Below are 24683 nucleotides of genomic sequence, written 5' to 3' on the forward strand. Positions count from 1 at the left end.
CGCCATTTCCTCCTATGCCTTAGATTTCACCAGTAAATACAAGAAATACGGAATCCCAATAATTGAAACAACAATACCTACAGCCAGTTCCGATGGTGCAAAAACGGTTTTACCAATAAAATCAGCGAGGATTAACAGACCTGCACCAATTAAAGCACTCACTGGCATAACGTAACGGTGCTGAATACCAACAAGCTGCTTGGCAATGTGTGGGGCCATTAAACCTATGAAGCCAATACTCCCTGATACAGACACACAAGCACTGACAAGACCTACACTGGCTAGTAACAGCTTCATTTTCTCCTTTTCAACAGCTATTCCTAAACTTGTGATGCTATCCTCTTCAAGCTGAAAATAATCGAGTAAATATGATTTTCTATGAACATATATTCCTAAAATCAAAAGCCAAGGTAGCATCGTAAGCGCAAAGATCCAATTCGCATTATAAATTGAACCTGCCATCCAAATAGCCGCTGATTCAAAATCTTGTGCACTCATTTTTAAGGATAGGAACAAGGACAAAGCTCCAAATCCACTATTGATAGCTATACCAGTTAAGATTAATCGCTGCATATCCAGATGACCATTTTTTAAAGCAAATGAAAAAATCAGGATAGCTGCAATTGTTCCACCGATAAAACCGAATAGTGGCATCATTAAAATTGACATCCAGCTGTTCATATCTGCACTCACTAGCTTTACTTGAAAGAAGTACATGAATAGTACGACTGCTGCACCAGCTCCAGCATTAATCCCTAATATTCCTGGATCTGCTAGTCCATTGCGTGTAATCCCCTGTAATACAACTCCTGCCATACCTAAGCCAATACCGACAAGTCCAGCAATGACAATCCGAGGTAAACGGAATTCAAATATAACAAGATCAAACTTTGAATTTGACTCGATCCGCAGCAATGTTTTGATGACATCCATTACAGACATATCAAAAACACCATTTGTAATATGTAAATAGCTCGCAACTAAAATCATTAAAACAAGCATCAGCATGGTTAAAAAGAATACACTTGAGGTTTTTTTACGCACGTTTTTCACCTCCGTGCTTACGAACTAAATATAAGAAGAATGGTACACCGACCAATGCGGTTAAGACACCAATTGGCGTTTCAAATGGATAATTGACAACGCGGCTCAGGACATCACAAAGCGCTAAGAAAAAGGCTCCAATGACAGCTGCACAAGGAATAATATAGCGATAATCAACACCAACAAGGAAGCGTGTAATATGTGGTATGACTAACCCTACAAAGGCGATTTTCCCTACAAGTGCAACCGCTGTCCCTGTCAAACATACGACAGCTAGCATGCTAATAATACGTACTGCTTTTGTTTTCTGTCCTAGCCCCATGGCAATATCTTCACCTAATGAAGTAATGGTAATCGCTTTTGCTGATAATAAAGCCAAGATCAACCCAGTTAAACCAAATGGAATAGAAAGGATCAGCATATCCATATTTACCATATGTACCTTTGTGTTATACCAAGCACTTACTGTTTGTGATACTTGGAAATACATCGCAATGGCAGTAGCAATACTACTTAAAAATGTGCCAATGACCGTTCCAATTATGGCTAGCCTTACTGGAGATAAGCCATTGCGGATTAACGAGCCAAAACCAAAGACAATACCAGCTCCCAATGCAGAACCAAGCATCGATAATAAAATCATTTGATAGTTTGGTAGCCCTGGAAAAAAAACAACGGCTAATGTAATGACAAATGCAGAGCCATCATTTACACCCATTAATGAAGGCGAGGCTAAATAGTTTCGTGTAATCCCCTGCATGACTGCACCGGCAATTGCTAAAAATGCTCCAACTAGTAATACCGCGGCAACTCTTGGAATACGGCCTGTTCTTATAATTTGATGATCGACATCCGATGGATCAAATGCTGTCATCGACTGCCATACTGTAATGGCACTAATATCTTTTGTCCCATACATAACAGAAATAAGTGCCACAAGGGCAATAAGGAAAGGAGATATCGCTAATATTGAAAACGACACTTTGTTTGTTTTTTTCAACTTTCACACCTTTTTCTTTATCCATTTTGCGGTACACAATATCAATCACTTAAGTGTATACCCTTAACAACTGCCTGCAATGAAAAATGCCACATCTTACAAAAGGCTGGTAATAGCCCGGTGATACCACCAAATCTACTACCAGCCTGTTTATACTATTTAAATAATTTTTCAGCTGCAGCATCTAAGAATTTCACCTTAGACCAAGCAGTACCACCTTGTGCTAATGGCTCAATTGTGTTGACAAAAACTTGATTATTTTGTGTTGCCTTTAAGCTAGTGAAAATTGGATTCTTTTGTAGCTCCTCTAAAGCTTTTGGCGTATCCTTATTCTCTGAATCCTCGAATTGCAGGAAAATCACATCTGGATTTACTTGTGCTAATGTTTCAAGTGATAGTTCCGCTTGCGCCTTAGCTGTTGTAACAACTTCTGGTACTGGTGCTCCTAAATCTTCATATAGAACAGGGTTTAAATAAACGCCTGCTGGATAGATGTACATCACTCCACCACGAACACGGATGATTAATACTTGCTTATCTGCTAATTGCTCCTTGGATTTTACTTGGGCATCAGCAACTTTGGCTTCATAGTCAGAGATGATTTTCTTTGCATCCTCTTCCTTCCCAGCTAATTGTGCAAGCAATGTTAAATTTTCTTTCCAATTTGTTGAAATATGTGAGTATGGAATCATTGTTTGAATTTTGTTGAGCTTTTCAGCCGTTTCTTCAGGGAATTTCGAAGTACCCACAATTACATCAGGATCCAGATTAAGAATGGCTTCTGTATTTGGCTCCATTTTATTTCCTACAAGTGTAGCTCCTTCAAAATCTGTTGCTAGATAGGCAGGAACTTTTCCACCTACTTCTAGAACACCTACTGGCTTAATACCAAGCATTGCCGCATCTTCCATTGATTCAAGACTGGCAGCGACAATGTTCTTTACTTCGGCTGGTAGCTCATATTGCTCGCCTAAGTACGTGATGGTCTGCGTTGATTTAGCTTGCTCTGTCTGTGATTCTGTTGCACTTGTCTCTGCTGTATTAGCTGTTGATGTTGATTCCTCTGCTTTGTCTGTTCCACATGCGGCCAGTGATAATGCTAATAGTGTTGGTGCACACATTTTAAAATATTTATTCATAGATATTCTCCCCTAACGATCTCATATTGATAATGATAATCGTTTTCATATATAAGTCAATATATAATTGATACTCATTATCATTTACGGATACTATCCTAACAAAGTGAAAAAAGATTGTGAATGGACGATTTCGAAAATGACATGGATTTTTGCCGATTTAAGCAATAAAAAAACTGCTTCTTTTTTATAAGAAACAGTCAATTATACATATCTGGCTTCCTCTATTTTTAACTTGCGATAGGCTGAGGGAGATAAACCCGTACACTTTTTAAATACTCTGCTAAAATAAAAACAATCTACATACCCAACACATTCTGCAATTTCAGCTACAGGTATTCCACCATATTCTAGTAAGTCTTTCGCACGTCGTATACGGTATTCTGTTATATATGTACTTGGATTCATACCTGTATGCTGCTCAAATAAATAAGCAAAACGACGACGCTCAATGCCCAATTCCATCGAGATATTTGATACTGAGATTTGCTGTGCATAATTTTCGTGTATATACTGTAATGCCTGTTCCATTAATTCGCTGGCACTATCTAAAACCTGCATTTTTGCCGCTACAAGGATATCTTCCAACAAATTCATAAATAATGTCTTAGACTTGAATAAAGCCATATTACCAGGAAAGGAATAGCTTTCTACTAATTGCTGAACATGGCTAATAATTTGTGTGTTAAAGCCTGTATTGATTAGAAAATGTTGCTCGGCTAGTGGATATAGATTTATTTCTTCTGTAGGTAGGCTGTAATGAACAACTGCATACTCCCAACCTTTATGGCCAGTCGCTCTCACTTCTATCGGCATTTGGGGGCCAGCATGGGCAATCATTCCTGGCTCCATCATATAGGGGGTTCCATTAAAGCTAAAGATCGCACTCCCTGCAAGTGGCACTACTAAACCACACTTTTCTGGAGCTGTTGTTCTACCAGCATCTACTTCACCTGGCTCCATTTTTTTAGTAAAAACATCTGTAAATTTTACAGAAGCATGTGCAAAGTAATCAATTAAATACTTGATATCCATATGCTAACTCCTATACATGTATAACATTCTGAATCTGTGAAAAATGATGTAAATCATGATTGATTAATCCAACAAAATAGTCGATTATAGTCATTTCTGACTGCCCAATTTTAAATGACTGTTGCCATTGCTCGTCTGTCCATTGCTGAATGTCCTGCAATAATTGACGCCTTGTGGAAATAAAATCATTCAATGTTTCCTCCATTGTTTGTTCACGGCTTTTCTTAGCTGCCATCGAATTCAAATGTGCTACATCTGGCCCTTTCGGCAGACGCTCATCTGTAAAGAGAAAAGGAATTCGGTACTTTTGCACAAACTTGTCCCATGGAGGAAGATGCCCAATTACCTCTGCAACCGACCATTTCCCAGGTTCAATGGGCATACGCCATTGTGCCTCAGATAACCCTCGTAAATTATCTATCCAATCTAAAGAATTTATATAGTGTTTAATGACATAGGTTTTATCTTGTTGCAATTGTTCCCCCTCTTTCTTTATTGAAGATGAATTTTCAATTCTGGCCAACATAAATGCCATTGTTTATGCTGAATTCTTTGACGATAAATCGCATAGGCATACTTATTTTCTAGGTAAAACGATGTTGGCTCTACTATGCCTGCTCCTAAAAGATGAATACCGTACGGTGCTGCAATCTCTAGTACCCCATCTGATAATTTTACTCCAATTGCCGTTGGGATTTCTGGGAAATGAGAGATTCCATCAACAGCAGACTGATATGGTTTACTACCATTTAGGACATGCATTCGTGCTTGATTTTTCACGGACCAAGGCTCGTTTGGAGATAACTTTCTCAGTTCTTGCTCATACTGCTTCTCTACTTCTTCTGCTAAATTTTCTTTATCAAAATATATCACATCAATATCAGCAATTGGTGTTCTTTCCTCCTTATTGTGAAGGTAATCCCATACCTTTGAGCGAATAATTCCTGCGCATATCCACCAATCTGGTAGTTGCAAGTTTTCTACTGTGGATAAAATGCTCATCACCCAGTCATCAGATGCAATTAAGTTCTTCAGCTCTTCCTCCGATTGAAGCAACCTCATTCTGTCAGCCTCCATTAATATAAATTAAATTTATAAATCATTAAAAATTATATATTAGATTTATACATTAACACCATTTACCCTAAAGCTAATAAAAGAAAGGGAGAAGCTTATGAATAAAATGATCATGCTGTTATTATTTGTACTACTTAGCTTAGTTGGACTTTTCTATACAAACATTTCTTTAACACTCATATGTATCGGAATGGTATCTGCTTTTATTGGTACACTTGCGGGAGGTGGTGGACTAATTACACTTCCTGCCATGATGCTTGTCGGTATCCCTATTCAAACAAGTATTGCCACAAACAAATTTTCGACAGGCATTTCGTCTTTATCCAGTATTTTTTATCTACTCTATCAGAAGGAGCTACATCTCCCATCTATCATCAAATATATAGCTCTTGCTATTGTTGGGGGGATTTGCGGCTCACTTTTAGCGGTTTCACTGTCTGAGCAAACTATGAACTATATGGCCTGTGTACTACTTCTTTTGGCTTTAGTCGTAACTTTAAAAAATAAGGCGTGGACGGAAGTTCCTGATTCGCTAGAACATCAAGCACCTCATTTTTGGCAACCATTTTTCATCGCTATGTATGATGGTGGTTTCGGCCCTGGCTCTTCGACATTTAGCATCTTACACTATCTACGTACTCATCATACTTACATAAAGGCTGTACAGCTCACTCGAGTACTCCTCTTCGGGAGCTGTACAGGAGCATTTATTGTGTTTTATCACACTGGCTTTATTCAATGGCACTATGCAATTGCTATGGCAGTTGGCTCCATTATAGGCTCCCAATTAGGTCTTATAGTGCTCCCATACATTCCATTAAAAATAGCCAAAACACTACTAACATTGATTATTATATTGTTGCTTGTTCAAGTTACATTGAAAATAATTTAATGACCACTACTCAAATGCTCATGAATTACCTTCCATTGATCGTTAACTAATGTAAAAATATTAGTTGCTCTACCGCTACCTGATACAAACTTTTCGTTATGATAGCCTTCATAGTGATATGTATAAAGACAGGTAGCCGTCGTTTCATCAACGGTTAACCATTTTACATCAGTAGCTGAATAAACCTCTTCTTTAATGACATTCCATGCATGCTTGAAATAAGCCTCAATCTCCTCTGTTGTTGTGCATGTTTTATCAGAGAACCAATAAATTGCTTGTGGATGCAAAATTGCCTTTACTTGATTAAAATCATGGGTATTTGTTGCTTGGATATAATGTTCCAATGCTTGTTGATGTGTCATCTTCACCCCTCCTTTTTTCACAATATTATCCGATAATTAACTTTTTATAAATCACTAGTTCTGTATCCCTTTCTGCTTTGACAGTAAATAGATGGCAGCTATAATTAAGAAAAAACCACAGACCTGAAGATTAGTTATTTTTTCATCCAATAGAATAGAAGATAAAATCATACTACTAATTGGCAATAAGCTAGTAAGTACACCTGCCCAAGATGCTGAAATTACTGCAAGACCCTGTTGCATCAAAAGAAACGCTATGACGGTTACAACAATGCCGAAATACAATACTAATCCCCACTCTGCAACTGATATTTCTTTAAATTCAAAATATCTGCTTTCAGCTACAGCAAATGGGAAAAATAATATGACGCCAAATAAGCTAACCATAGTTGAGACTGTAAGAGCACTCATACGATAAGAAATTAACTTACCAATGATGATAAATAAAGATTCACAGAATACTGCACCTAAAATGAATAGATTGCCTAATAATGAAGTTGAATAATGGTTAGTAGCAGAATAGTTAGCAATGTTCATAAAGATAGCTCCCACTACGGCAAGGAGTATGCTAATACCCACATTCCTCGTTAATTTCTCCTTCAAAATAAAATAGGATAGGAATGCCGTGCAGACTGGCAGAGTACCAGTAATAATACCAGCTTCCATAGCAGTCGTTTTTGAAAGACCATGGAGCATTAATAGATTAAATAAAAACACCCCTAATAACGCTTGTAAAAAAATCGCTACTAACTCTTTTCTGTTTAATGTTGAAAATCCCTCTATCTTTATCCACAAAGGAATCAAAATAATTGCAGCCACAAGAAATCTTAGTTCATTAGCTAAGAAAATTGGAAAACTTTGAACAACCAATTTGCCCGCAACAACTGAACTACCAACGATACTCATCGCCACAATAACTTTCCCACTACTCCAGATCCACCTATTCATTTTTCTATACTACTCGTTCCATGGATTCATTAATAATATCGGTTACTGCTAAATATAGGTTTTCAGGGTGTTCAGCAATTCGGTGGCAAAGATATAAGTACCACTCATTTCCATACGTTAAATATACTCTACAACGATAATCTTTCCTTCTTAATTCATTGAGTAATGTAGGGCGTACACCATAAAGCATCTCAACTTCAACATTTGAGTTATCAAGATATTGACGTCGCTCTATCTCTTGAATAAGCATTTCATCATGTGTAGCGATTGATAACGGATGATTCGCATTTACTAACTGATCAACATAATCAAGATAATGCTTATTCAGTTCTTCTGATCTGATCATGGCTATATCGACAGACTCTTGAAAAGCCCCTTTAACAAGTCTTATTTTCCCTGGATATTGCATAAGTTCTTGTAAATCTATCTTTGTACGATAAAGATGCACTTGCAATGTAATTCCAACATTTGTATACTCCGTTGCTATTTTTTTGTAAAGAGTGATAATATCATTAGTCTTAGAGGATTCTTCCATACTTATCATCAAAGTTATTCCATACTGCTGAGCTTTTTGTGTAAGCTCTTCAAGATGCTTATAAGCTATCTCAGCATTAATAGAAAGACCTATATGAGATAAATCGAAAGATACTGTTTGCTTCAAAGATAAAATCCCCATTTCCTCAATTACTTGTAAAAGCTCATCCTTTGCTCTTTGACAATCCCTTAAATTGGTTGTATTTTCCCCAATATATTCAATGGAGATATTATAATTGTCATTAAGATAATTACGTGCAGCAGCGATGGCATCCTCTCTTTTTTCTCCTGTTACATACCTTTTTGCTGCTTTCCATAATAATGGGTAGAGCTCTGTTGATTGCTGCACCGCATATTTCAAGCGCTCGTCTCGTGCCGCGGCTTTTAAGGCCTGAATCACTAATTCTTCTGTTTTCTTCATATTTATTCCCCCTCTTCGGTATTGGTAAGTACTTTATCATGATAAAATTGGTAACTGTAGAACCACTTTAAAGTGATTTTAAAGGTACCACTTTCAAATCGGAGGTATGTAAAATGTTATGGATACCTATAGATCGAGCATTAGATATTCCTTTAAATCGTCAAATCTATCAGCAAATACGGGAAAAAATTTTAAGTGGACAACTTCAGGCAGGAGAAAAATTAGTATCAACACGAGAGCTTTCAGTAGAATTAAAAGTATCAAGAAATGTCATATTAGAAGCTTATGATCAGTTACTTGCCGAAGGATTTTTAATTGCACGAAGAGGAGCTGGTACATTTGTTGCAGAAGGCACATTGTTACCACAACAGACCAAACCTCTTATTACAAATAAAGCAGGAGATCCAATAGTAGGGAAAGAGGTTGTAAACTTACGCTCGGGTATTCCAGCACTCGACTTGTTTCCTCGTAAAACTTGGGCGAGGATAAGTCACCAGCTATGGCACGATAGTGAGTCCTCCATATTAGGATACGGGGTTCCAGAGGGGCGCATAGAATTAAGGCATACTCTTGCCCACTACTTATTAAGGACAAGGGGCGTTGAATGTCATCCAGAGCAAATTATTATTACATCTGGTGCGACACAGGCAATGATGCTTGTGTCGAGATTATTGCTGTCATCTAATGATATTGCTATTATGGAAGATCCTATAACGAATGATATTCAAACTATCTTTAAAGCTTCTGGTGCTACCATTTATCCGGTACCAGTAGATGAATTCGGGATGAAAACAAGCCTATTACCAGATAATATAGATCCTAAACTTGTCTTTCTAACTCCTTCTCATCAATTTCCTTTAGGAAGTACCTTACCTATTCAGCGTAGAATTCAATTAATTGAGTATGCTAGAAAGAATCATTGCTTTTTAATAGAAGATGATTATGATAGTGAGTTTCGCTACGAAGGGCCACCTGTTAGCTCTTTACAGGGCCTAGATCCAGAGCTAGTTCTCTACATCGGTTCTTTTAGTAAAATTCTCTCTCCCGCATTAAGAATAGGATACATTATCCTTCCAACACAGCTTACTGAAAAATGCCGTCAATTAAAATGGTTTACGGACTTACATACACCTTCCTTAGACCAGCTTATCCTTTCTCGCTTTATACAGGAGGGCTATATGGAAAGACATATCACAAAAATGAAGAAGTTCTATAAAAGCCAACGTGATTTTCTGATTCAATGTTTACAATCCACTTTTTCACATAACATAAAAATATTTGGCTATTCTACAGGTATGCACTTAGTTGCAGAATTTGAGAAGATTGATTTTACACGAAACTTATTAGTGAAAATAGAACAATTTGGTGTAAAGGTTTACCCAGTAGAGGATCATACAATTAAAAAGGGAAAATATAATAACAGATTGATTATTGGCTATGGTCATTTACAAAAGCATGAAATTGAACTAGGCATCACTAGACTTTTTCAAGCAATTTATCATTAGGAGGATGTCTGTGCTAGCTACTATTGAAAAACAATCAAATTACCATATTGCTACATTCAAACGGCCATTACTATATTCAATAGATGCCGTTTGGGCCGCTATGACTAACAATGAAAACCTACAAAAATGGATGAGTAATTTAGAAATCATTGAGCTACGTAAGAACGGGAAAATACATTTTAATATGAATGATGGAACAGGTAATTTTGAGGAAATAACCATCACAGATTATGTTGAGAAAGAAGTATTAGAATTTGGTTGGGGAACAGATACGGTGAGATTTGAATTATTTTCTACTGAAAAGGGTTCTTTATTGGTATTAGTGGAGACACTTCAAAATCTGACAGAGCATACACCGAAGGATTTAGCAGGATGGCATATTTGTCTTGATATGTTAAAAGATCTACTAAATGGCGTTGACCATCAATATTTCCCAATGGATGAATGGCAGCAAAGATTCAGCGAATACCAAAAAATGCTGAATAGTATAAAGTAAAATAATACAAAAAATCCTAGAGCATCATTACTCTAGGATTTCTATGATTGATAAAAGGCTGTAGCAATTGCTAGTGCTTTTAAAGGATCTTTGATTGAATCCAGTGTGTAAACAAGCTTTTCATCCTGCCACACAATTAAATTACCTGATTGATATACATCTAGCTGAGCCATGCCATATTGCCTTGGAATAGGTAGCATGTGGTTTTCTAAATACGCTACTGCCTGCTTAGCAAGTTTGACACCTGCATCAGGATTATCAGTTCGTGTATGAGTGGCAATTGCCCATCGCCCTTCGTTCCAACCAGTCCATAATGAACCAGCGCCTGCATCTTGATAACCTTTTATATTGTAACCAAGATCAACCTCTTGCCCGCCATTTTGATTAAAATTATCAAATGCTATCTGTGTGCTTGCACCTTCCACACTTTTATATTTCTTGACCAGCAATCTTCCAATAACAGTCGCTGATTTCTTTAATCGAATATCGTTAATTGGCATATTCTCTTTGCTCTCATAAAAAATAACTTCAACCTGGTCGCCCTGTGTTCTTGCTGTAGCTGATAAAAATGCACCCTCTGCAATAGGTAACGTTGTTGGCATTTTTATTGGAACATTGAAATGTATCTGCTCCTTTATTTGTTGAAGAGCTTCAGTTGCTTGAACCGCATCAATTTGATCATTATTAGACAGTGCTACAGATGTACTTGTTTCAATCTCATGTTCTTGTGCATTCTTATTTCGTTCAGCACAAGCACTTAAGCTACAAATGCTTAACAATAAAAAGAGAAATACTACCTTTTTCAACATGTTAACCCCCATTTAAGAAATGCCTTCTCTCCATATTTTCCCCTGAAAAAGGTTAACTTAAACGCTTCAGCTATTGAAGTTCATTGATGCGCTTCGTCAGCTCATTAAACTTCTGATCAAGCATTGTGTAGTCCTTATCTTTTACTGTTAGAAAGCTCAGTTTGCCTAAAATCTCTTGCCTTTCCGTTTCAAGCTTTAAACGGTGAGCCGCTGTATCATCCACTTTATTCGGTGTGACTTCTGTCCACTTTTTCTTGATGTGCTGACCGTGAAGCTCCCAAACACTGTTCGTGACTTTTTCTAGAAAGTATCGATCATGTGAAACGACAAGCAATGTTCCATTATATTGAGTAAGAGTATGCTCTAACTGCTCACGAGAAGGTAGATCAAGATGGTTTGTCGGCTCATCTAAAATAAGAACATTTTTATCCTCTAAAATATAAGCCATCAGCTTACACTTTACGCGTTCTCCCATACTCATTTTGCCTATGGGAGATGTCCAATGTGTCAGTGTAAACCCTAAATTCTTCATCAAGTTGCGCACTTTAGCACGCTCTTCAAATGTCTCTTGATAAAAATATTGCTCTGGTGTCTGATCAAGTGGTAAATCAAATACTTCCTGTGTCAGATAACCAATGTTTGCAGCTGGTGATACCCATACTTCACCCTCAGCTTCTAGCTTGCCTAAAAGAACTTTTAAAAAGCTTGTTTTCCCACTTCCATTCTTTCCTGTGATAGCTATCTTATCTCCAAATTGAGCCGTAATATTCACATCGTTAAATAGTATGCGTTCACCAAATTTTAAAGATAAATGTTTGATTTCCAGTAAGCGCTTGCCAACTCGTTGATTCGTGCCTAAAGAAAAACGAATCTCTGCTTCTGGCTCCACTGCTTCCACTCTTGACTTCGCAAGTTCAGCCTCTAATCGCTTTTTCTTAGATTTCACCTGAGAATCTAAACGCTTTGCTTTCACACGATGGTACTCCTTAAAACCTTCCAGTTTTGTTGACTGGGCGTGGCCCTTTTGTGACCAACACGTCAGTTCCGACATTTGAGCCTCAATTCGTTCAATGTTTTTTTGCTGCTTCTCGTAGGCACGTTGTTGTGTTAATCGTCGGTGTTCCCTATCAGCCATGTAGCTTGTATAATTGCCATCATGTTCAATCAGGCTTTTTTCCTCAATAGACCAGATTTTTGTGGCAACCTTATCTAAAAAATAGCGATCATGTGATACCACGATGATTGTCCCCTTATAGTTTTGTACTTGTCTGATGAGGAATGCGGTACTTCGTTCATCTAAATGATTCGTTGGTTCATCAAGTAATAAAATTTGAGCATTCTGGGAAAAACCTTCTGCAAGACGCATTTTCAGCTTTTCACCCCCACTTAACGCTGCAAATGACACATTAGGTACCTGCCACTTAGCCAGCAGATCAGCTTCTTTTGCGGATACTTCTAGTTTGTCAAAATGAGCTAGCTCCTGTTCAACAAATGTAATTTTTAAAGCCTGTGCTCCCTGAATTGCTCCCATAGTTGGTGATAATGTACCTTGAATCAATTGTAATAATGTCGATTTCCCAGCACCATTCCTCCCTATGATGCCGATGACTTCGCCTTGTTTTACTGTGCCTGTCACATGCTCAAATAACAATATATCCTTTACTTCATAACGTACATCCTGTAATTTTAAAAGTTCCTTCATACTATCCATCCTCTCCAGTTGGAGGGACAAAAAAATCCCTCCAATTCATTTGGAAGGATTAGTCGCTACAATATCATACACAAATAAGCTCCAAAATTATTGTGAAAACAAGCTTTGGAGTAGCTAAATATCGGCAGTGGTTTGCGAATATAAAGCAATTATTATGAAAAATGGGCAGACTAATCCTATTTTTGTTGTTCGTGAAATATAAAATTTCCTATACAAAAATTAAGATTAGTTATTCATTAGCCACCCATCTTCCCTTCATTCATCGTTATCGTCATTGTAACATCATTTTTTTAAAAATAAAACTCCATACCTTGAGCTAAGTCTATCTAAAACATTCATAGGAACGAATTTGGTTTCTAGAAATGGTACGGAAATACCAGCCATATCTCCGACTCCATCTAAAGCCAGCAATGATTTCCCTTCCTACAGCTGTTGGGAAAAACCAAAAACTTCTACCACTATTCATCCAAATATACGTATTTCTAAATAAACAGGAGCGTATACCACTAGAACCTTCTCGCCAAGCAGGAATTGGTGGTGAAAAACCTGGTGGTGTGCTCATTGGCATTTGTCCCGTGGGAGGGGGGCCGAAATGAGTTGGCCCAAATGACGTTGTTTCAAAATCATTATAACCTCCCCAACCACCAGGTCTTCTAAAATTATCTTCTCTAAATGGATTATTATACACACAAACCCTCCTTTTACATTATTCAATATATGTAAAAGGGCGATTCACCGTTGAGCCTTTGCCCATTTACCAAAGGTAACCTAGTTCCTATTATTGTATAATGGAAGGAAAATCCTTCAAAAAGGAGTACTTATGAAAAAATTATTGATACTCTTATTAGCCCTGCTTACCGCAGGTAGTATGTGGATGCTGCTTGCTAAAAATCCAGTCTCTTCTTCCACAAATATCCAAGAAAAGCTTGCTGATGTGAAAGATTACACATACTACTTAGATAAAGGCAACGATGCCATTGGCAAGAGCATGACGAAGTTAGATTTAGTGATTGTAGAACCTCTTGAAATGCAGCAAAAGTATATCGTCAATGCTCAAAAAAGCGGTACTTTAGTGTACGGCTATATTAATGTGATGGAAGCAGACAAATGGAATACAGCACTCTATCAACAATTGAAGGAAGAAGATTTTTATCGAGACAAACAGGGTGAAAGAATGTATTTTGCCAAATGGGATTCTTTTTTAATGGATTTGACTTCTACGCACTATCAAGACATTTTGCTAGCAGAAATAGAGCAGCAAATTGTTCAGAAAGGCTTAGACGGTGTGTTTTTAGATACGGTTGGTAATATCAATTCCTATTTACCTGAAGATGAACAAAAGTGGCAAAATGAAGCCATGTTATCTTTTATCCAACAAATCAAAAAACGACATCCAAATATATCTGTTGCTCAAAATTGGGGATTTCAAACACTCGCCGATTATACAGCACCATATGTTGATTTTATTATGTGGGAGGATTTTTCATATCCTGTGGTAGGAAAAGATGAATGGTCACTCGATATGATGCAACAGCTTGTCCACATACGCAATAAATTTGGTACACAAGTGATGACAATTGGTTTTGAAGAAGAAGCAAAAAGCCGTGCTTTAGCTGAGAAGCATCACTTCAAATTCTTTTACAGTCCTGCTGGCTCTTACTATAATAGCTGGCAATCATCCTTACTTCCCTCTGACAAATGACTGTTTTAAGGGATATTTGTTTAAGAGCTCATCTCAGGGGTAGACTAAAAGAAAATCAGCTTGAGGTGATAGGATTGGATACGACCAATATGTATGAAGAACAAAAACATAAGCATGAAAATCGCTTTCAATATAAGCAGCGTAACATGTGGACTGGGATTTTATTTGGGCTTGGGGTTGTTGCATTTATAGATGAGGTGATTTTTCACCAATTATTACACTGGCATCATTTCTATGATAAGTCTACAGCAGCTATTGGACTAGTTTCAGATGGTTTATTTCATGCATTCAGCTTTTTTGCTACGATTGGATCTGCTTTTTTATTGGCTGATCTACATAGAAAACATGGGTTTTGGCTAAAAAGATGGCTAGGCGGTATTTTTCTTGGAGCAGGCTCATTTCAGCTTTACGATGGAATTATACAACATAAATTCATGAAACTTCACCAAATTCGTTACAATGTTGAAATACTTCCCTATGATATCGTTTGGAACATTTTGGCGGCGCTATTAATAATTATCGGTATTGTCTTACTGCTCCAAACAAATCAAAAAGATCAATAGGAGGTGGCGCATCTTGCATTCTCACGATGTTCATGCTCAAAACTTTCCTATTATGGTTCAGCTTCTACTGGCCTTGCCATTTGTTCTAGTTCTTATAGGCTATATCCTCGCTGTTATTATTTCGAATCAACATAAAAAACAATGGCCTCATTTCCGCACTATCTGTTGGATTGTTGGAAATGTCTGTGCTCTGATTACATTAATTGGCCCATTGGCTACTCTTAGTCATATTCATTTTGACGCACATATGATAGGACATTTATTGCTTGGCATGCTGGCACCATTACTTATGGCATTAGCAGCACCCATGACTCTACTGTTAAGAACCTTACCAGTAAACAAGGCACGTATTCTCTCTCGGATATTAAAAAATCCGTATGTTCGTTTTATTCGTCATCCAATTATGGCATCTATTCTAAATGTAGGAGGCCTATGGTTACTCTATACAACCTCACTTTTCAATTTGATGCATGAACATATACTACTATATGTATTCATTCATCTCCATATTTTTCTAGCGGGTTATTTGTTTACTATTGCCTTTATTTATATTGATCCTACTCCACATTCATACTCTTATGTTTTTCGATCCCTTACATTAGTAGTAGCATTGGCTGCTCATGCCATATTGGCAAAATTTATTTTTGCAAATCCGCCTCATCATGTACCATCCACTGAGGCAGAACTAGGTGCTAAGATCATGTACTACGGTGGAGATGCTATTGAAATCCTTCTTGTGTATATTCTCTTTTATCAATGGTTTAAAAGCACAAGGAATAGTATTCACCCCAAAGCAGCTACTTCATCACGCTAATCTCGCCCTGTTGATTAGGTTAAATAGGATTGGATAATCCGCCAGTCCTCTAGCTTTTCAGTGAACGTTTTAATATTTTTCCCTGGTATTGGACTTGTTGATGGCATTTTTTTATAGGCTCGTCCTTCTAGAAGCCCTAAGCCAATATGCTTTTTAAAAACCTCAAATGCTTTCGCTCCATTAAAAAGCACTAATTGAATATTAGGGTATTGTTCAAAAAGGGTTTGAAAATCATTGGGCTTTTCATTGCGTATCGCTGCATCTAAACTTCCTTCACGTTCACAAGTTGCAATCGTGTCCCAAAGACCGATTGCATTGTTTTTTAATAAGGCTATTCTCTCTGTATAATCATTTGGAATCGCTATCTGTAATAACTCACCCATAATAGGCCAAAAGTGATTGCGTGGATTGCCATAGTACTGCTGTTTCTCTAACGATTGTTTTCCTGGCATGGATCCAACAATGAGCACCCTTGTTGATGAGTCTACAATTGGTAATAATATATTTTTTAATTCATTGGACACAACAATCACTCCTTTTCTCTATTGTAGCGGAAAATTCGAACCAGTAAGTAAATCTTGGCTTGAAATGAACAAGGGATGTTGGCATGAATGGTTCATTTTATACGACTGCACAATTTTGTAGCCTATACAGTAGCCTATCCATGGTGGAAGGGCCCCCCCGTATAGAAATGGATGATGTTGTTTGATTCCTTGAAGTTGTAAATTCGGTAAAAAATGATGCTCCCATAAAGCTAAAAGTTCTTTTTCTGAGTAGGATTGTAACCAAGGAGCAATCCACCTTTCTCCGTATAAATCTTTCACCGCATCTTCTGCTAAGCCTTCTAAAATGAGAGAATCCAATAAAGTCATATCATCTAAAGTTTTTTTTAATATGTGTATACGACAAACATGGTTATATTCATGAGCAAATAATGCTTGAAGCTCCTGCTTTTCTAAATCACCCACAAATAAAAAAAGCGAATGAGGATAAGCGACACCATTTTTATTGGTTATCATTTGCTGCTGAGTAATTGGGAAAATATAAATTGGTATTGATGGGCCATTCCATTTCCTCTGTAAGTATAGGAACTCCTGCTGTACACTGGCCCATACTTTTTGCCTCTTTAATTTTTCAACATCGACTTCCTCATGAGGTAAAAAAAGACCCTGTTGCTGTAATGTATAGTGAATTTCTTCTGGAAGCCCATCTCGAAATAGTTTGACTAATCGACCGCAAAGAATCGAGCATTGTAAGCTTGTTCGCTCATCCTTTCTAGTTGATTTTCTAGCACTTACAAATTCATCTAACCACTTATCCGTTGACACAACTGCCATATTATCACCTCTTCACAGCATATGTCTTAAATAGACAATCGGCTAGTGATAAATGCATCAAATCGCATATATTAGCTTGTAATGATAATGAAAGGAGGGATATGTGTGAATCCAGCTGATGCTTATAGTCTTTGCTGTAAATATCATGGTAAACGTGTTCGAATCTCGGATTCATCTGGTAAAGTACATGTTGGAGAAATCACAAGGGTAGATAGAAGACAGGTATGGATTCTACCTGATAGAAGATATAGTGGTTATGGTTTAGGGTTTTGGGGATTTGGAGGGTATGGAGGAGAAGGTTTTGGCTATGGAATTGCTCTAGGAACAATTTTAGGTATTGCGCTAGCTCCAATTATTTTCTTCTAATTCAAACCTTTTATTTAAGTGAAAAAGAAGCCATTTCAAACATTGTTGAGATGGCTCATTTTTCATTATTGAACTTGCTCTTGTTGCTGTTTGCTTTCAATCAGCTCGGATATTGTAACAAATGTGTAGCCTTGCTTTTTTAATGCAGGTAGTATTTCTTCTAGTGCTTGAATTGTTTGTGTACGGTTCCCGCCACCATCATGAAATAAAATAACATCTCCAGGCCTTGTTCCCTTCATTACCTTTTGCACAATTTTCCTTACACCAGGCTCTTTCCAATCTTGCGTATCCTGATGCCAGGACCACATTACTACCTTATAGCCGTCCTTAACAGCAGCATTAATCATAGCATCCGTGTAATTTCCACCAACGGGACGGAATAAAACTGGGGAAAAACCAGTAATACTATAAATCGTGTCATTTGTCTGTTGAAGCTCCTCTTGCAATTTTTTGATGGAAACTTTAAATGGATGTGTATACGTATGATTTGCTAATTCATGGCCTTCTGTATAAGAACGTAAAACAAGCTCTGGATATTTTTCTGCATTTTTTCCAATAATAAAAAAGGTGGCTTTTGCATCATATTTTGCTAATAAATCTAGCACAGCAGCTGTGTATTTAGGATGTGGACCATCATCAAAGGTGAGTGCAACAATTTTATCCTCTGTATTGATATCCCAAACAACTTCACCTGTCTCCTCATAATAAGGACGACCTCTATCTGCGTAGCCTTCCTGCACTAAAAATCCCGAGATGATTAAAAAGAAAACCATAAAAATGAATACGTAATTACGTGTCATAGCATCACCTCCCAAGTCCGAAATCACAGAACTCCGTCAACTTACTATTTACGAATTACCCGGAAATATACTTGTGAAGGATTGTCTGTTTCTCCTTTTAATTATTTCAAAAAAATTTTAAACGTTCTTTATAATTTTGAACAATATGTGAAAATCTTTGAATAGTACTTTATTTTTTTATTTATTGATGTAAAATTAAATCAAATCTGATATATAACAGTTATTATAAATATATAAATGTTATGCAACACAATAAAGGGGATGACATATATGTGGATTATTACAGTATTTGAAGAAAACACTTATCGCATGTTTGAGTATAGTTCTAAACGTGAGGCAACAAATGCATTACATAAATTTAAAGAAACTGCTTTGCTTTCTTATACAAGATAATAAAGGATAAAAGGAATCTATTCATTTGAGTAGATTCCTTTTTGTTATAAAGTACCTCCGATGCTTCCCCTCTAATTCCTTTCATCCTTATACATCTAGCAACATATTTAGTTTTTTTTCATGAAAATGTCGAACACCTTGCTAGCCTTCACCATATGTATATAGAGAAAAGGAGTGATTTCAATGGTGACAATTGAACCTATTATGATTAAAGGGCATTTCTTCACTGCAGTAGTTGTTCAATTACCTAAAACAACATTACTAACTATTTCTAATGATACAGGCTACATTATGTGTGGTGCTTTAGATGTCGGCCTATTAAATAGTCGCTTAGTTGATCGAAAAATTATTGCTGGTCGTGCAGTAGGCGTGAAAACAATTGACGAGCTATTAACAGCTCCATTAGAATCTGTAACATATGAAGCAGAACAGCTTGGTATTACAGAAGGAATGACTGGTGTAGAGGCACTTTTAAAAATGATCTAATTGGCTAAAAAAGCGTCAACTAGACGCTTTTCTTTTTTGTTTGCTAACTATTTGAATAAGCAATTTCCCCATTTCCCATACTGTGGGACAAAGGGAGTTGTTAGTATGAATAGTAGGCAACATGTTAAAATACACGCCACCTTACTTATTATTGTTTTAATTGTTTTCATCTGGTCTGTTATAAAGCCGTCCTCCTATTTAGATTGGCTAGCTGAAGTTAGTCCTGGAATTGTTGCAATAACAGTCGTTGTTTGCATTTATCATAAATTCCGCTTCACCACATTTTCTTATTTTATTATCGCTCTCTTGTCGATCCTGACATTTATAGGTGGGCATTATACCTATTCGGAAGTCCCTCTTTTTAATTGGATAAAAGATGAATTTCATTTACAACGTAATCACTATGATAGGTTTGGCCATTTTTTAAAAGGTTTATTAGCCATCGTAATAAGGGAAATACTAATCAGGAAAACACCACTTACAAAAGGAGCTTGGCTTACAGGTATTACGATCAGTATTCTGCTCGCAATTGCTGCTTTTTATGAAATCATTGAATGGTTAAGTACAAGAATCTCGAAGGGAAGTAAAGGAGCAAAGGATTTTTTAGGCATGCAGGGAGATAAATGGGATGCACAATGGGACATGTTTTTAGCCTTGCTGGGAGCTATTTTAGCTTTACTTCTATTCACAAAGCTCCATGACAAATTTTTAAAAAGAATAAACAAATCCTAAATATTTTTGCATAGCATGATTATATAACCTATGAAAGGTGGTATTAGATGTACTATGCACAGGTCAATCAACAAACACATCATCCATCACGTACTATGATTGTAATCGGCTATGGACAGGTAATGGCTACACCAAGCTCTGTACAATTACAAATTGAAGTCCAAACACAGGGCAACCATGTACAAGGTCCTCAACAGGAAAATGCGGCAATCATGAATGAAGTTATGCAATCACTTATCGCACTTGGTATTCCAAGAGAACAAATTCAAACGGCTAGTTATACAATCACACCACTATATAATTTCGAAGATGGCAAACAAATTTTTAATGGCTATGAAGTAGTCAACGCCATTTCCGTCAACGTTTCGGATACCAATGATTTGGGCTTAATCATTGATACGGCTGTAGAAAATGGGGCAAATCGAATAACCAATATTCAGTTCAAAATGGACCATACCGATGCTTACTATCAGCAAGCATTAAGTTTAGCGCTACAGAATGCTCAATTGAAGGCGAAAACAATAGCAGAAACTATGCACCTGCCTTTGCAGCCACTCCCTGTAGAGATTGTGGAAGAGCAGGCTAACACACCTATCCTTTATCGCTCTATGGCTGTATCCTCGGGAATCACGCCTATAGAACAGGGACAAATTGCTATTGATGCTACTGTTCGTGTAAAATTTCAATACTAAAGTTAGGAGCCTTCCGCTAGTCAAAGTGCAGAAGGCCCTCATTTATTTTACAAGTGTATTTTTTTCAATAAGGATTTCATCATCCTGAGTTTTAATAACCATATCAAAATGTTGGCAATGTGGATGCATAAATAATTCATATTGAATACGTCGCTCATCATGTGATTGTTTTAAATAATTTATATCTGTCCCTCTTTCAAGCACATCACGATCTGATCTTCTCTTAAGCTCTGTAGCCCCATCCGTATAAAAATAAATCTTTAAATCGAATAACTGCGGATCTATAAATGCTACACACATTCCTTCTACTATCGTGATCTGTTTTTTCGAAGATATTAATGTACTTTTCATATAATGTGTATCGATTGTCATTAAATCGAGTCCTACTCTTATCATCTGAACATCTCGCTCCAATGATGGCAGATGATGAGCAGCGGGATGACAAGCCGTCATTTTAAAACGATGATGCTCATTTTGATATGTATAATCAAGTATAGTTTGTTTGCGAATATCAGAATTCACAATATACGGATCAGTATTTAAATAATTCACTTCATCTTGATCTAAAGCATGTATAAGTTTTTTGGCAAATGTCGTTTTTCCAGCAGCTCCATGACCAGAAATGCCGATTATGATTTTTTTATCAGCTTGTTTAACCCATCTTAAAATTTCTTTTAATATCGTCTCCATCTTACTCTCCTTCACTATAAAAGGTATGGCAAGAAACAATTCCTACCATACCACTTAATATTAGCCTTCATTATACGGGGAATCCCATATTCGCTCTATCATTACTCCATTATGCTTAGGGCTTAGTAGAAAAACATCTGGGTTGCTTAAATTTTTCCAACAGTGAAAATCAACATCCTTATCATAATACTTCAGTAGCAAAGAGATGATATTGCCATGACTCACAATTAATGTATTATCAACATCCTGAGCAAATGCATCTTTTACAAGGTCTACAATTCGATGCATCGCTTCATTACTGGATTCTCCACCATCATATTTTAAATCCATATCAACAAATGTCGCCTGTAATTTTTCGTACCAATCTGGAAAATCTCTAGTACTTAAAAGGCGCTCCGAAAGACGTTCATCAATTTCAATCGTTATACTTTCTCTGCTACTTAATGGTTCAATGGATTGGATTGCTCGTAAGAAAGGGCTAGATACAATTCGATCAATTTTTAGATTCTTGAAAAATTCAGCTAAACTATTTGCTTGCTCTATTCCCTTCTGTGTTAAGGGTGCATCTAGTGATTGTCCTTGTGCTAGACAATGTCTAATGACATAAATTTTCCCCATAAAAACCTCCTAATTTAGAAAGTCATTTATAAACGATTATTATACCCCGTTTTCTAAATAGCTCCGATTTAAATGTTCCTATTCATTATCTCACTTGTTCTACATTTTTCCGCCCAAAATAATTCGTCCCTATCACACCAATAATAATCATGATGCCACCAATAAGATGATATAGATGGAAATCTTCCTGTAAAAATAAGACCCCTGCCAAAATAGTAATAAGTGTTGCAAAATTGCTAAAGACACTCATTTTAGATGCTTCCAATTTAGATAAAGCATAATTAGATAAATAGGATGTACCAAGTGAAGATAGTATACCTAAATATAAAATAGCGAAGACAAAATGAGCATGTGTTAATGGCTTAAAAAATTCATTGAGTGTTCCATTCATCATATGACTTCCAAGAGCCATTCCATTAAAAATAACAAATCCACACAATGTCATGACATATGTTAATGCTAGTAAAGAATATTTCTTGGTAAGCCCTCTAGCAAAAATATTATAAAGTGATGTCGCAATCGCTGATAGTAAAATAAATCCACTTCCTATGACATTTCCTGTAGTAGTATTTGCTCCATTCATCATTAACAGATAGATGACACCAAGTACGGACAAACTTACAGATACAAGTTGACCCCGAGTAGCTTTTTCCTTTAACAATAAACCTGCCAATGCTAATGTAAAAATAGGAATTGTCGCTTGAATAATTCCCGCCTCTGATGAGGAAATTTTAGCAAGTCCAAGCACTTGAAACGTAAAAAAAGCAATTGGATACAAGATGGCTAACGGTAATATTTTTAGTATGTCCTGCATGTTCATTATTAGCTTATTTTTTGTCATTACCATGATTATAACAATACCGATGAATGCAAAAGTAAAACGATGTGCAAGTATATCAATAGGACTTGCTACAGTCAACGTAACTTTCACAAACATAAATGAGAGCCCAATGACAAATGCATAAATTATTGCTGCTATATAGGCATTTCTATTTTCTGACATAGGATCGTACTCCTTCTTTAAACATTCCGGCCGGTATAGTTATCGTATTAAATAGAGAACTTATTGACGATATAAAAAAAACACATCTGTACCGATACAGATGTGCTGGAGGTTATGTATGCTTAAATACGAATGGATTTATTCTCAGCTCCTGACTCAGATCCAAACAGGCTCACTTCAAGCAGGGGCAAAACTCCCCTCGATTCGCCAGTTATCACAGCAATTTTCCTGTAGTAAGAGTACGATTTTAGCATCTTTAAAAAAACTGGAGGATCAGCATCTTATCTATTCAATTCTTAAAAGTGGCTACTATGTTGTTGATCATCAACTGCCCATCCAACCAAAAATGAAAAATTACATAGATTTTGCTACATCTTCGCCCAATTGGCATGCATTCCCTTATCAAGATTTTCAGCATTGTATTAATAAGGCCATCGACACATACCAAGCAGATTTATTTAGATATGGGACACCAAAAGGCCTACCGTCATTAATAGCGGAAGCAAAAAAACTATTAACAAGCTATCAACTGTTTACAAAGGAAGAAAATATTTTCATTACTTCAGGTGTCCAACAATCTCTATCCTTGCTAAGTATAATGCCCTTTCCAAATGGTCGCTCAACGATCTTAGTGGAACAACCTAGCTATCATTTGTATATGGATTATTTAAAAACCTATGAACTTCCGGCAATGGGCATCAAAAGAACAACGGATGGCATTGATTTAGATGAATTAGAAAACATTTTTAGTAAACACGACATAAAGTTTTTTTATACGATGCCACGTCTGCACAACCCTCTAGGAACTTCCTATAGTAAAAAAGAAAAGGATTCAATACGAAAACTTGCCTATAAATATAATGTGTATATAGTTGAAGATGATTATTTAGCGGATTTTGAGCAAAATACAAAAATAGATCCCCTATTTACGGAGGATACACAGGATCGGGTTATTTATTTAAAAAGCTTTTCTAAAATTATGTTTCCTGGCTTACGTATCGGACTTGCTGTATTACCAAATGTTTTGATTAATACCTTTCAACAGTATAAAAATACCACTGATATTGATAGCTCCATGATCTCCCAAGCTGCATTAGAGCTCTACTTGAAAAGTGGTATGTTTGAACGTTATCAGAAGAAAGTCAGTGAAGCTTATGCAAGCCGAGCAAATCAACTTCAACAATCTATAGCAACTCATCTGGCAGACTATCAATCCTCAAAGGAAATCTGTATGCATAGCCATATCATTCTACCGAGACAGGTGAATACTTCTAAGATTATTGATCATTTGGCACAACAAAATATTTTGTTAGATCCTATTAAACGCAATTATTTAGATGCATTTTATCGGGAACGTATTATCAAACTAAATGTATCGAATATAGACGAATCCAAGATTGATGTTGGCATAAGGGAAATTGCGCTAGCCCTTCATAACACGAGCAATTATTTCTAAAGAACATTATTCATGAAACCTTATTGTAGCTCATATAATTAGACATCATAAATTGGTT

The 24683-nt window shown here is 36.6% G+C and carries 30 protein-coding genes; 12 read left to right on the forward strand and 18 right to left on the reverse strand.

Going from position 1 to position 24683, the window contains the following annotated elements; translation table 11 throughout:
- Window positions 1-12 precede the first annotated feature (12 nt).
- The 6 genes from MKY76_RS21790 to MKY76_RS21815 all read right to left on the reverse strand — a co-directional run bounded on the left by MKY76_RS21790 (window position 13) and on the right by MKY76_RS21815 (window position 5280).
- The gene (locus MKY76_RS21790) at window positions 13-1008 is read right to left on the reverse strand and encodes an iron ABC transporter permease (RefSeq protein WP_016993066.1); all 996 of its coding nucleotides are present in this window, start codon (window positions 1006-1008) and stop codon (window positions 13-15) included.
- A 28-nt stretch (window positions 1009-1036) separates the two neighbouring features.
- The gene (locus tag MKY76_RS21795) at window positions 1037-2044 is read right to left on the reverse strand and encodes an iron ABC transporter permease (RefSeq protein ID WP_342557143.1); all 1008 of its coding nucleotides are present in this window, start codon (window positions 2042-2044) and stop codon (window positions 1037-1039) included.
- A gap of 155 nt (window positions 2045-2199) precedes the next feature.
- Complete coding sequence (locus tag MKY76_RS21800; protein WP_342557144.1) at window positions 2200-3183, reverse strand: ABC transporter substrate-binding protein; 984 nt, start codon at window positions 3181-3183, stop codon at window positions 2200-2202.
- Between the two features lie 204 nt (window positions 3184-3387).
- A complete protein-coding gene (locus MKY76_RS21805; protein ID WP_112116806.1) occupies window positions 3388-4218 on the reverse strand; it encodes an AraC family transcriptional regulator in 831 nt (276 codons plus the stop codon).
- 10 nt (window positions 4219-4228) lie between these two features.
- Entirely contained in the window at window positions 4229-4693 is a 465-nt protein-coding gene (locus tag MKY76_RS21810; protein WP_342557145.1) for a DinB family protein, read from the reverse strand.
- Between the two features lie 17 nt (window positions 4694-4710).
- On the reverse strand, window positions 4711-5280 hold the full coding sequence (locus MKY76_RS21815; protein WP_342557146.1) for a nucleotidyltransferase family protein: 570 nt from the start codon (window positions 5278-5280) through the stop codon (window positions 4711-4713).
- Between the two features lie 112 nt (window positions 5281-5392).
- Between MKY76_RS21815 and MKY76_RS21820 the strand changes: the two genes are divergently transcribed.
- Window positions 5393-6187: a sulfite exporter TauE/SafE family protein gene (locus tag MKY76_RS21820; protein WP_342557147.1), complete on the forward strand. Its 795-nt coding sequence runs from the start codon at window positions 5393-5395 to the stop codon at window positions 6185-6187.
- Here MKY76_RS21820 and MKY76_RS21825 read toward each other — a convergent pair.
- Genes MKY76_RS21825 through MKY76_RS21835 form a run of 3 tightly spaced genes read right to left on the reverse strand, consistent with a single transcriptional unit; the run spans window position 6184 to window position 8452 of the window.
- Window positions 6184-6549 carry a nuclear transport factor 2 family protein gene (locus MKY76_RS21825; RefSeq protein WP_066037968.1) on the reverse strand — a complete coding sequence of 122 codons (366 nt, stop codon included), beginning with the start codon at window positions 6547-6549 and terminating at the stop codon, window positions 6184-6186. The two genes, MKY76_RS21820 and MKY76_RS21825, sit on opposite strands and share 4 nt — an antisense overlap.
- Window positions 6550-6603: 54 nt before the next feature.
- Window positions 6604-7497, reverse strand: a complete 894-nt coding sequence (locus tag MKY76_RS21830) for a DMT family transporter (RefSeq protein ID WP_342557148.1) — start codon at window positions 7495-7497, stop codon at window positions 6604-6606.
- A gap of 4 nt (window positions 7498-7501) precedes the next feature.
- On the reverse strand, window positions 7502-8452 hold the full coding sequence (locus MKY76_RS21835) for a proline dehydrogenase family protein (RefSeq protein ID WP_342557149.1): 951 nt from the start codon (window positions 8450-8452) through the stop codon (window positions 7502-7504).
- A gap of 113 nt (window positions 8453-8565) precedes the next feature.
- On the opposite strand from MKY76_RS21835, the gene MKY76_RS21840 reads away from it, so the two are divergent.
- Window positions 8566-9957: a PLP-dependent aminotransferase family protein gene (locus MKY76_RS21840; protein ID WP_342557150.1), complete on the forward strand. Its 1392-nt coding sequence runs from the start codon at window positions 8566-8568 to the stop codon at window positions 9955-9957.
- 4 nt (window positions 9958-9961) lie between these two features.
- Entirely contained in the window at window positions 9962-10453 is a 492-nt protein-coding gene (locus tag MKY76_RS21845) for an SRPBCC family protein (RefSeq protein ID WP_231595683.1), read from the forward strand.
- A 41-nt stretch (window positions 10454-10494) separates the two neighbouring features.
- On the opposite strand, the gene MKY76_RS21850 is transcribed toward MKY76_RS21845, so the two are convergent.
- The 3 genes from MKY76_RS21850 to MKY76_RS21860 form a co-directional block, all read right to left on the reverse strand.
- Window positions 10495-11262 carry a hypothetical protein gene (locus MKY76_RS21850; RefSeq protein ID WP_342557151.1) on the reverse strand — a complete coding sequence of 256 codons (768 nt, stop codon included), beginning with the start codon at window positions 11260-11262 and terminating at the stop codon, window positions 10495-10497.
- Window positions 11263-11332: 70 nt separating this feature from the next.
- A complete protein-coding gene (gene abc-f, locus MKY76_RS21855) occupies window positions 11333-12964 on the reverse strand; it encodes an ABC-F type ribosomal protection protein (protein WP_342557152.1) in 1632 nt (543 codons plus the stop codon).
- Between the two features lie 331 nt (window positions 12965-13295).
- The gene (locus tag MKY76_RS21860) at window positions 13296-13661 is read right to left on the reverse strand and encodes a hypothetical protein (RefSeq protein WP_342557153.1); all 366 of its coding nucleotides are present in this window, start codon (window positions 13659-13661) and stop codon (window positions 13296-13298) included.
- A 132-nt stretch (window positions 13662-13793) separates the two neighbouring features.
- On the opposite strand from MKY76_RS21860, the gene MKY76_RS21865 reads away from it, so the two are divergent.
- The 3 genes from MKY76_RS21865 (at window position 13794) to MKY76_RS21875 (ending at window position 16052) form a co-directional block, all read left to right on the forward strand.
- A complete protein-coding gene (locus tag MKY76_RS21865; protein ID WP_342557154.1) occupies window positions 13794-14675 on the forward strand; it encodes an endo alpha-1,4 polygalactosaminidase in 882 nt (293 codons plus the stop codon).
- Between the two features lie 89 nt (window positions 14676-14764).
- Window positions 14765-15238 (forward strand): DUF2243 domain-containing protein, encoded by a 474-nt coding sequence (locus tag MKY76_RS21870; protein ID WP_342557926.1) that lies wholly within the window; start codon window positions 14765-14767, stop codon window positions 15236-15238.
- Between the two features lie 13 nt (window positions 15239-15251).
- Window positions 15252-16052, forward strand: a complete 801-nt coding sequence (locus tag MKY76_RS21875) for a cytochrome c oxidase assembly protein (RefSeq protein ID WP_342557155.1) — start codon at window positions 15252-15254, stop codon at window positions 16050-16052.
- A gap of 14 nt (window positions 16053-16066) precedes the next feature.
- On the opposite strand, the gene MKY76_RS21880 is transcribed toward MKY76_RS21875, so the two are convergent.
- The gene (locus MKY76_RS21880; RefSeq protein WP_054549667.1) at window positions 16067-16576 is read right to left on the reverse strand and encodes a DNA-deoxyinosine glycosylase; all 510 of its coding nucleotides are present in this window, start codon (window positions 16574-16576) and stop codon (window positions 16067-16069) included.
- Window positions 16577-16594: 18 nt separating this feature from the next.
- The gene (locus tag MKY76_RS21885) at window positions 16595-17389 is read right to left on the reverse strand and encodes a DUF2268 domain-containing protein (protein WP_257961871.1); all 795 of its coding nucleotides are present in this window, start codon (window positions 17387-17389) and stop codon (window positions 16595-16597) included.
- Between the two features lie 105 nt (window positions 17390-17494).
- Here MKY76_RS21885 and MKY76_RS21890 point away from each other — a divergent pair, with 105 nt between their 5' ends.
- Window positions 17495-17755: a hypothetical protein gene (locus MKY76_RS21890; protein ID WP_004231722.1), complete on the forward strand. Its 261-nt coding sequence runs from the start codon at window positions 17495-17497 to the stop codon at window positions 17753-17755.
- 65 nt (window positions 17756-17820) lie between these two features.
- Here the strand turns inward: MKY76_RS21890 and MKY76_RS21895 are convergent, their stop codons facing one another.
- Window positions 17821-18555, reverse strand: coding sequence for a polysaccharide deacetylase family protein (locus tag MKY76_RS21895; RefSeq protein ID WP_257961870.1), 735 nt, complete (start codon window positions 18553-18555; stop codon window positions 17821-17823).
- A 270-nt stretch (window positions 18556-18825) separates the two neighbouring features.
- Here MKY76_RS21895 and MKY76_RS21900 point away from each other — a divergent pair, with 270 nt between their 5' ends.
- From MKY76_RS21900 to MKY76_RS21915, 4 genes are all read left to right on the forward strand, one after another.
- Entirely contained in the window at window positions 18826-18948 is a 123-nt protein-coding gene (locus MKY76_RS21900; RefSeq protein WP_004231718.1) for a hypothetical protein, read from the forward strand.
- A gap of 183 nt (window positions 18949-19131) precedes the next feature.
- Window positions 19132-19434 (forward strand): DUF1805 domain-containing protein, encoded by a 303-nt coding sequence (locus MKY76_RS21905; RefSeq protein ID WP_004231716.1) that lies wholly within the window; start codon window positions 19132-19134, stop codon window positions 19432-19434.
- A gap of 105 nt (window positions 19435-19539) precedes the next feature.
- The gene (locus tag MKY76_RS21910) at window positions 19540-20166 is read left to right on the forward strand and encodes a DUF2238 domain-containing protein (protein ID WP_054549669.1); all 627 of its coding nucleotides are present in this window, start codon (window positions 19540-19542) and stop codon (window positions 20164-20166) included.
- 47 nt (window positions 20167-20213) lie between these two features.
- The gene (locus MKY76_RS21915; RefSeq protein WP_048394056.1) at window positions 20214-20858 is read left to right on the forward strand and encodes an SIMPL domain-containing protein; all 645 of its coding nucleotides are present in this window, start codon (window positions 20214-20216) and stop codon (window positions 20856-20858) included.
- A gap of 42 nt (window positions 20859-20900) precedes the next feature.
- On the opposite strand, the gene MKY76_RS21920 is transcribed toward MKY76_RS21915, so the two are convergent.
- From MKY76_RS21920 to MKY76_RS21930, 3 genes are all read right to left on the reverse strand, one after another.
- Window positions 20901-21548, reverse strand: coding sequence for a phosphoribulokinase (locus MKY76_RS21920; protein ID WP_112116817.1), 648 nt, complete (start codon window positions 21546-21548; stop codon window positions 20901-20903).
- Window positions 21549-21608: 60 nt separating this feature from the next.
- Window positions 21609-22166 carry a histidine phosphatase family protein gene (locus MKY76_RS21925; protein ID WP_048394052.1) on the reverse strand — a complete coding sequence of 186 codons (558 nt, stop codon included), beginning with the start codon at window positions 22164-22166 and terminating at the stop codon, window positions 21609-21611.
- Window positions 22167-22251: 85 nt separating this feature from the next.
- On the reverse strand, window positions 22252-23169 hold the full coding sequence (locus tag MKY76_RS21930; RefSeq protein ID WP_048394051.1) for a DMT family transporter: 918 nt from the start codon (window positions 23167-23169) through the stop codon (window positions 22252-22254).
- 118 nt (window positions 23170-23287) lie between these two features.
- Here MKY76_RS21930 and MKY76_RS21935 point away from each other — a divergent pair, with 118 nt between their 5' ends.
- Window positions 23288-24625, forward strand: coding sequence for a PLP-dependent aminotransferase family protein (locus tag MKY76_RS21935; RefSeq protein WP_313870687.1), 1338 nt, complete (start codon window positions 23288-23290; stop codon window positions 24623-24625).
- The last annotated feature ends 58 nt before the right edge of the window (window positions 24626-24683 follow it).

The sequence above is a fragment of the Lysinibacillus sp. FSL P4-0201 genome (genome assembly GCF_038593425.1).
Lineage (GTDB): Bacteria > Bacillota > Bacilli > Bacillales_A > Planococcaceae > Lysinibacillus > Lysinibacillus capsici.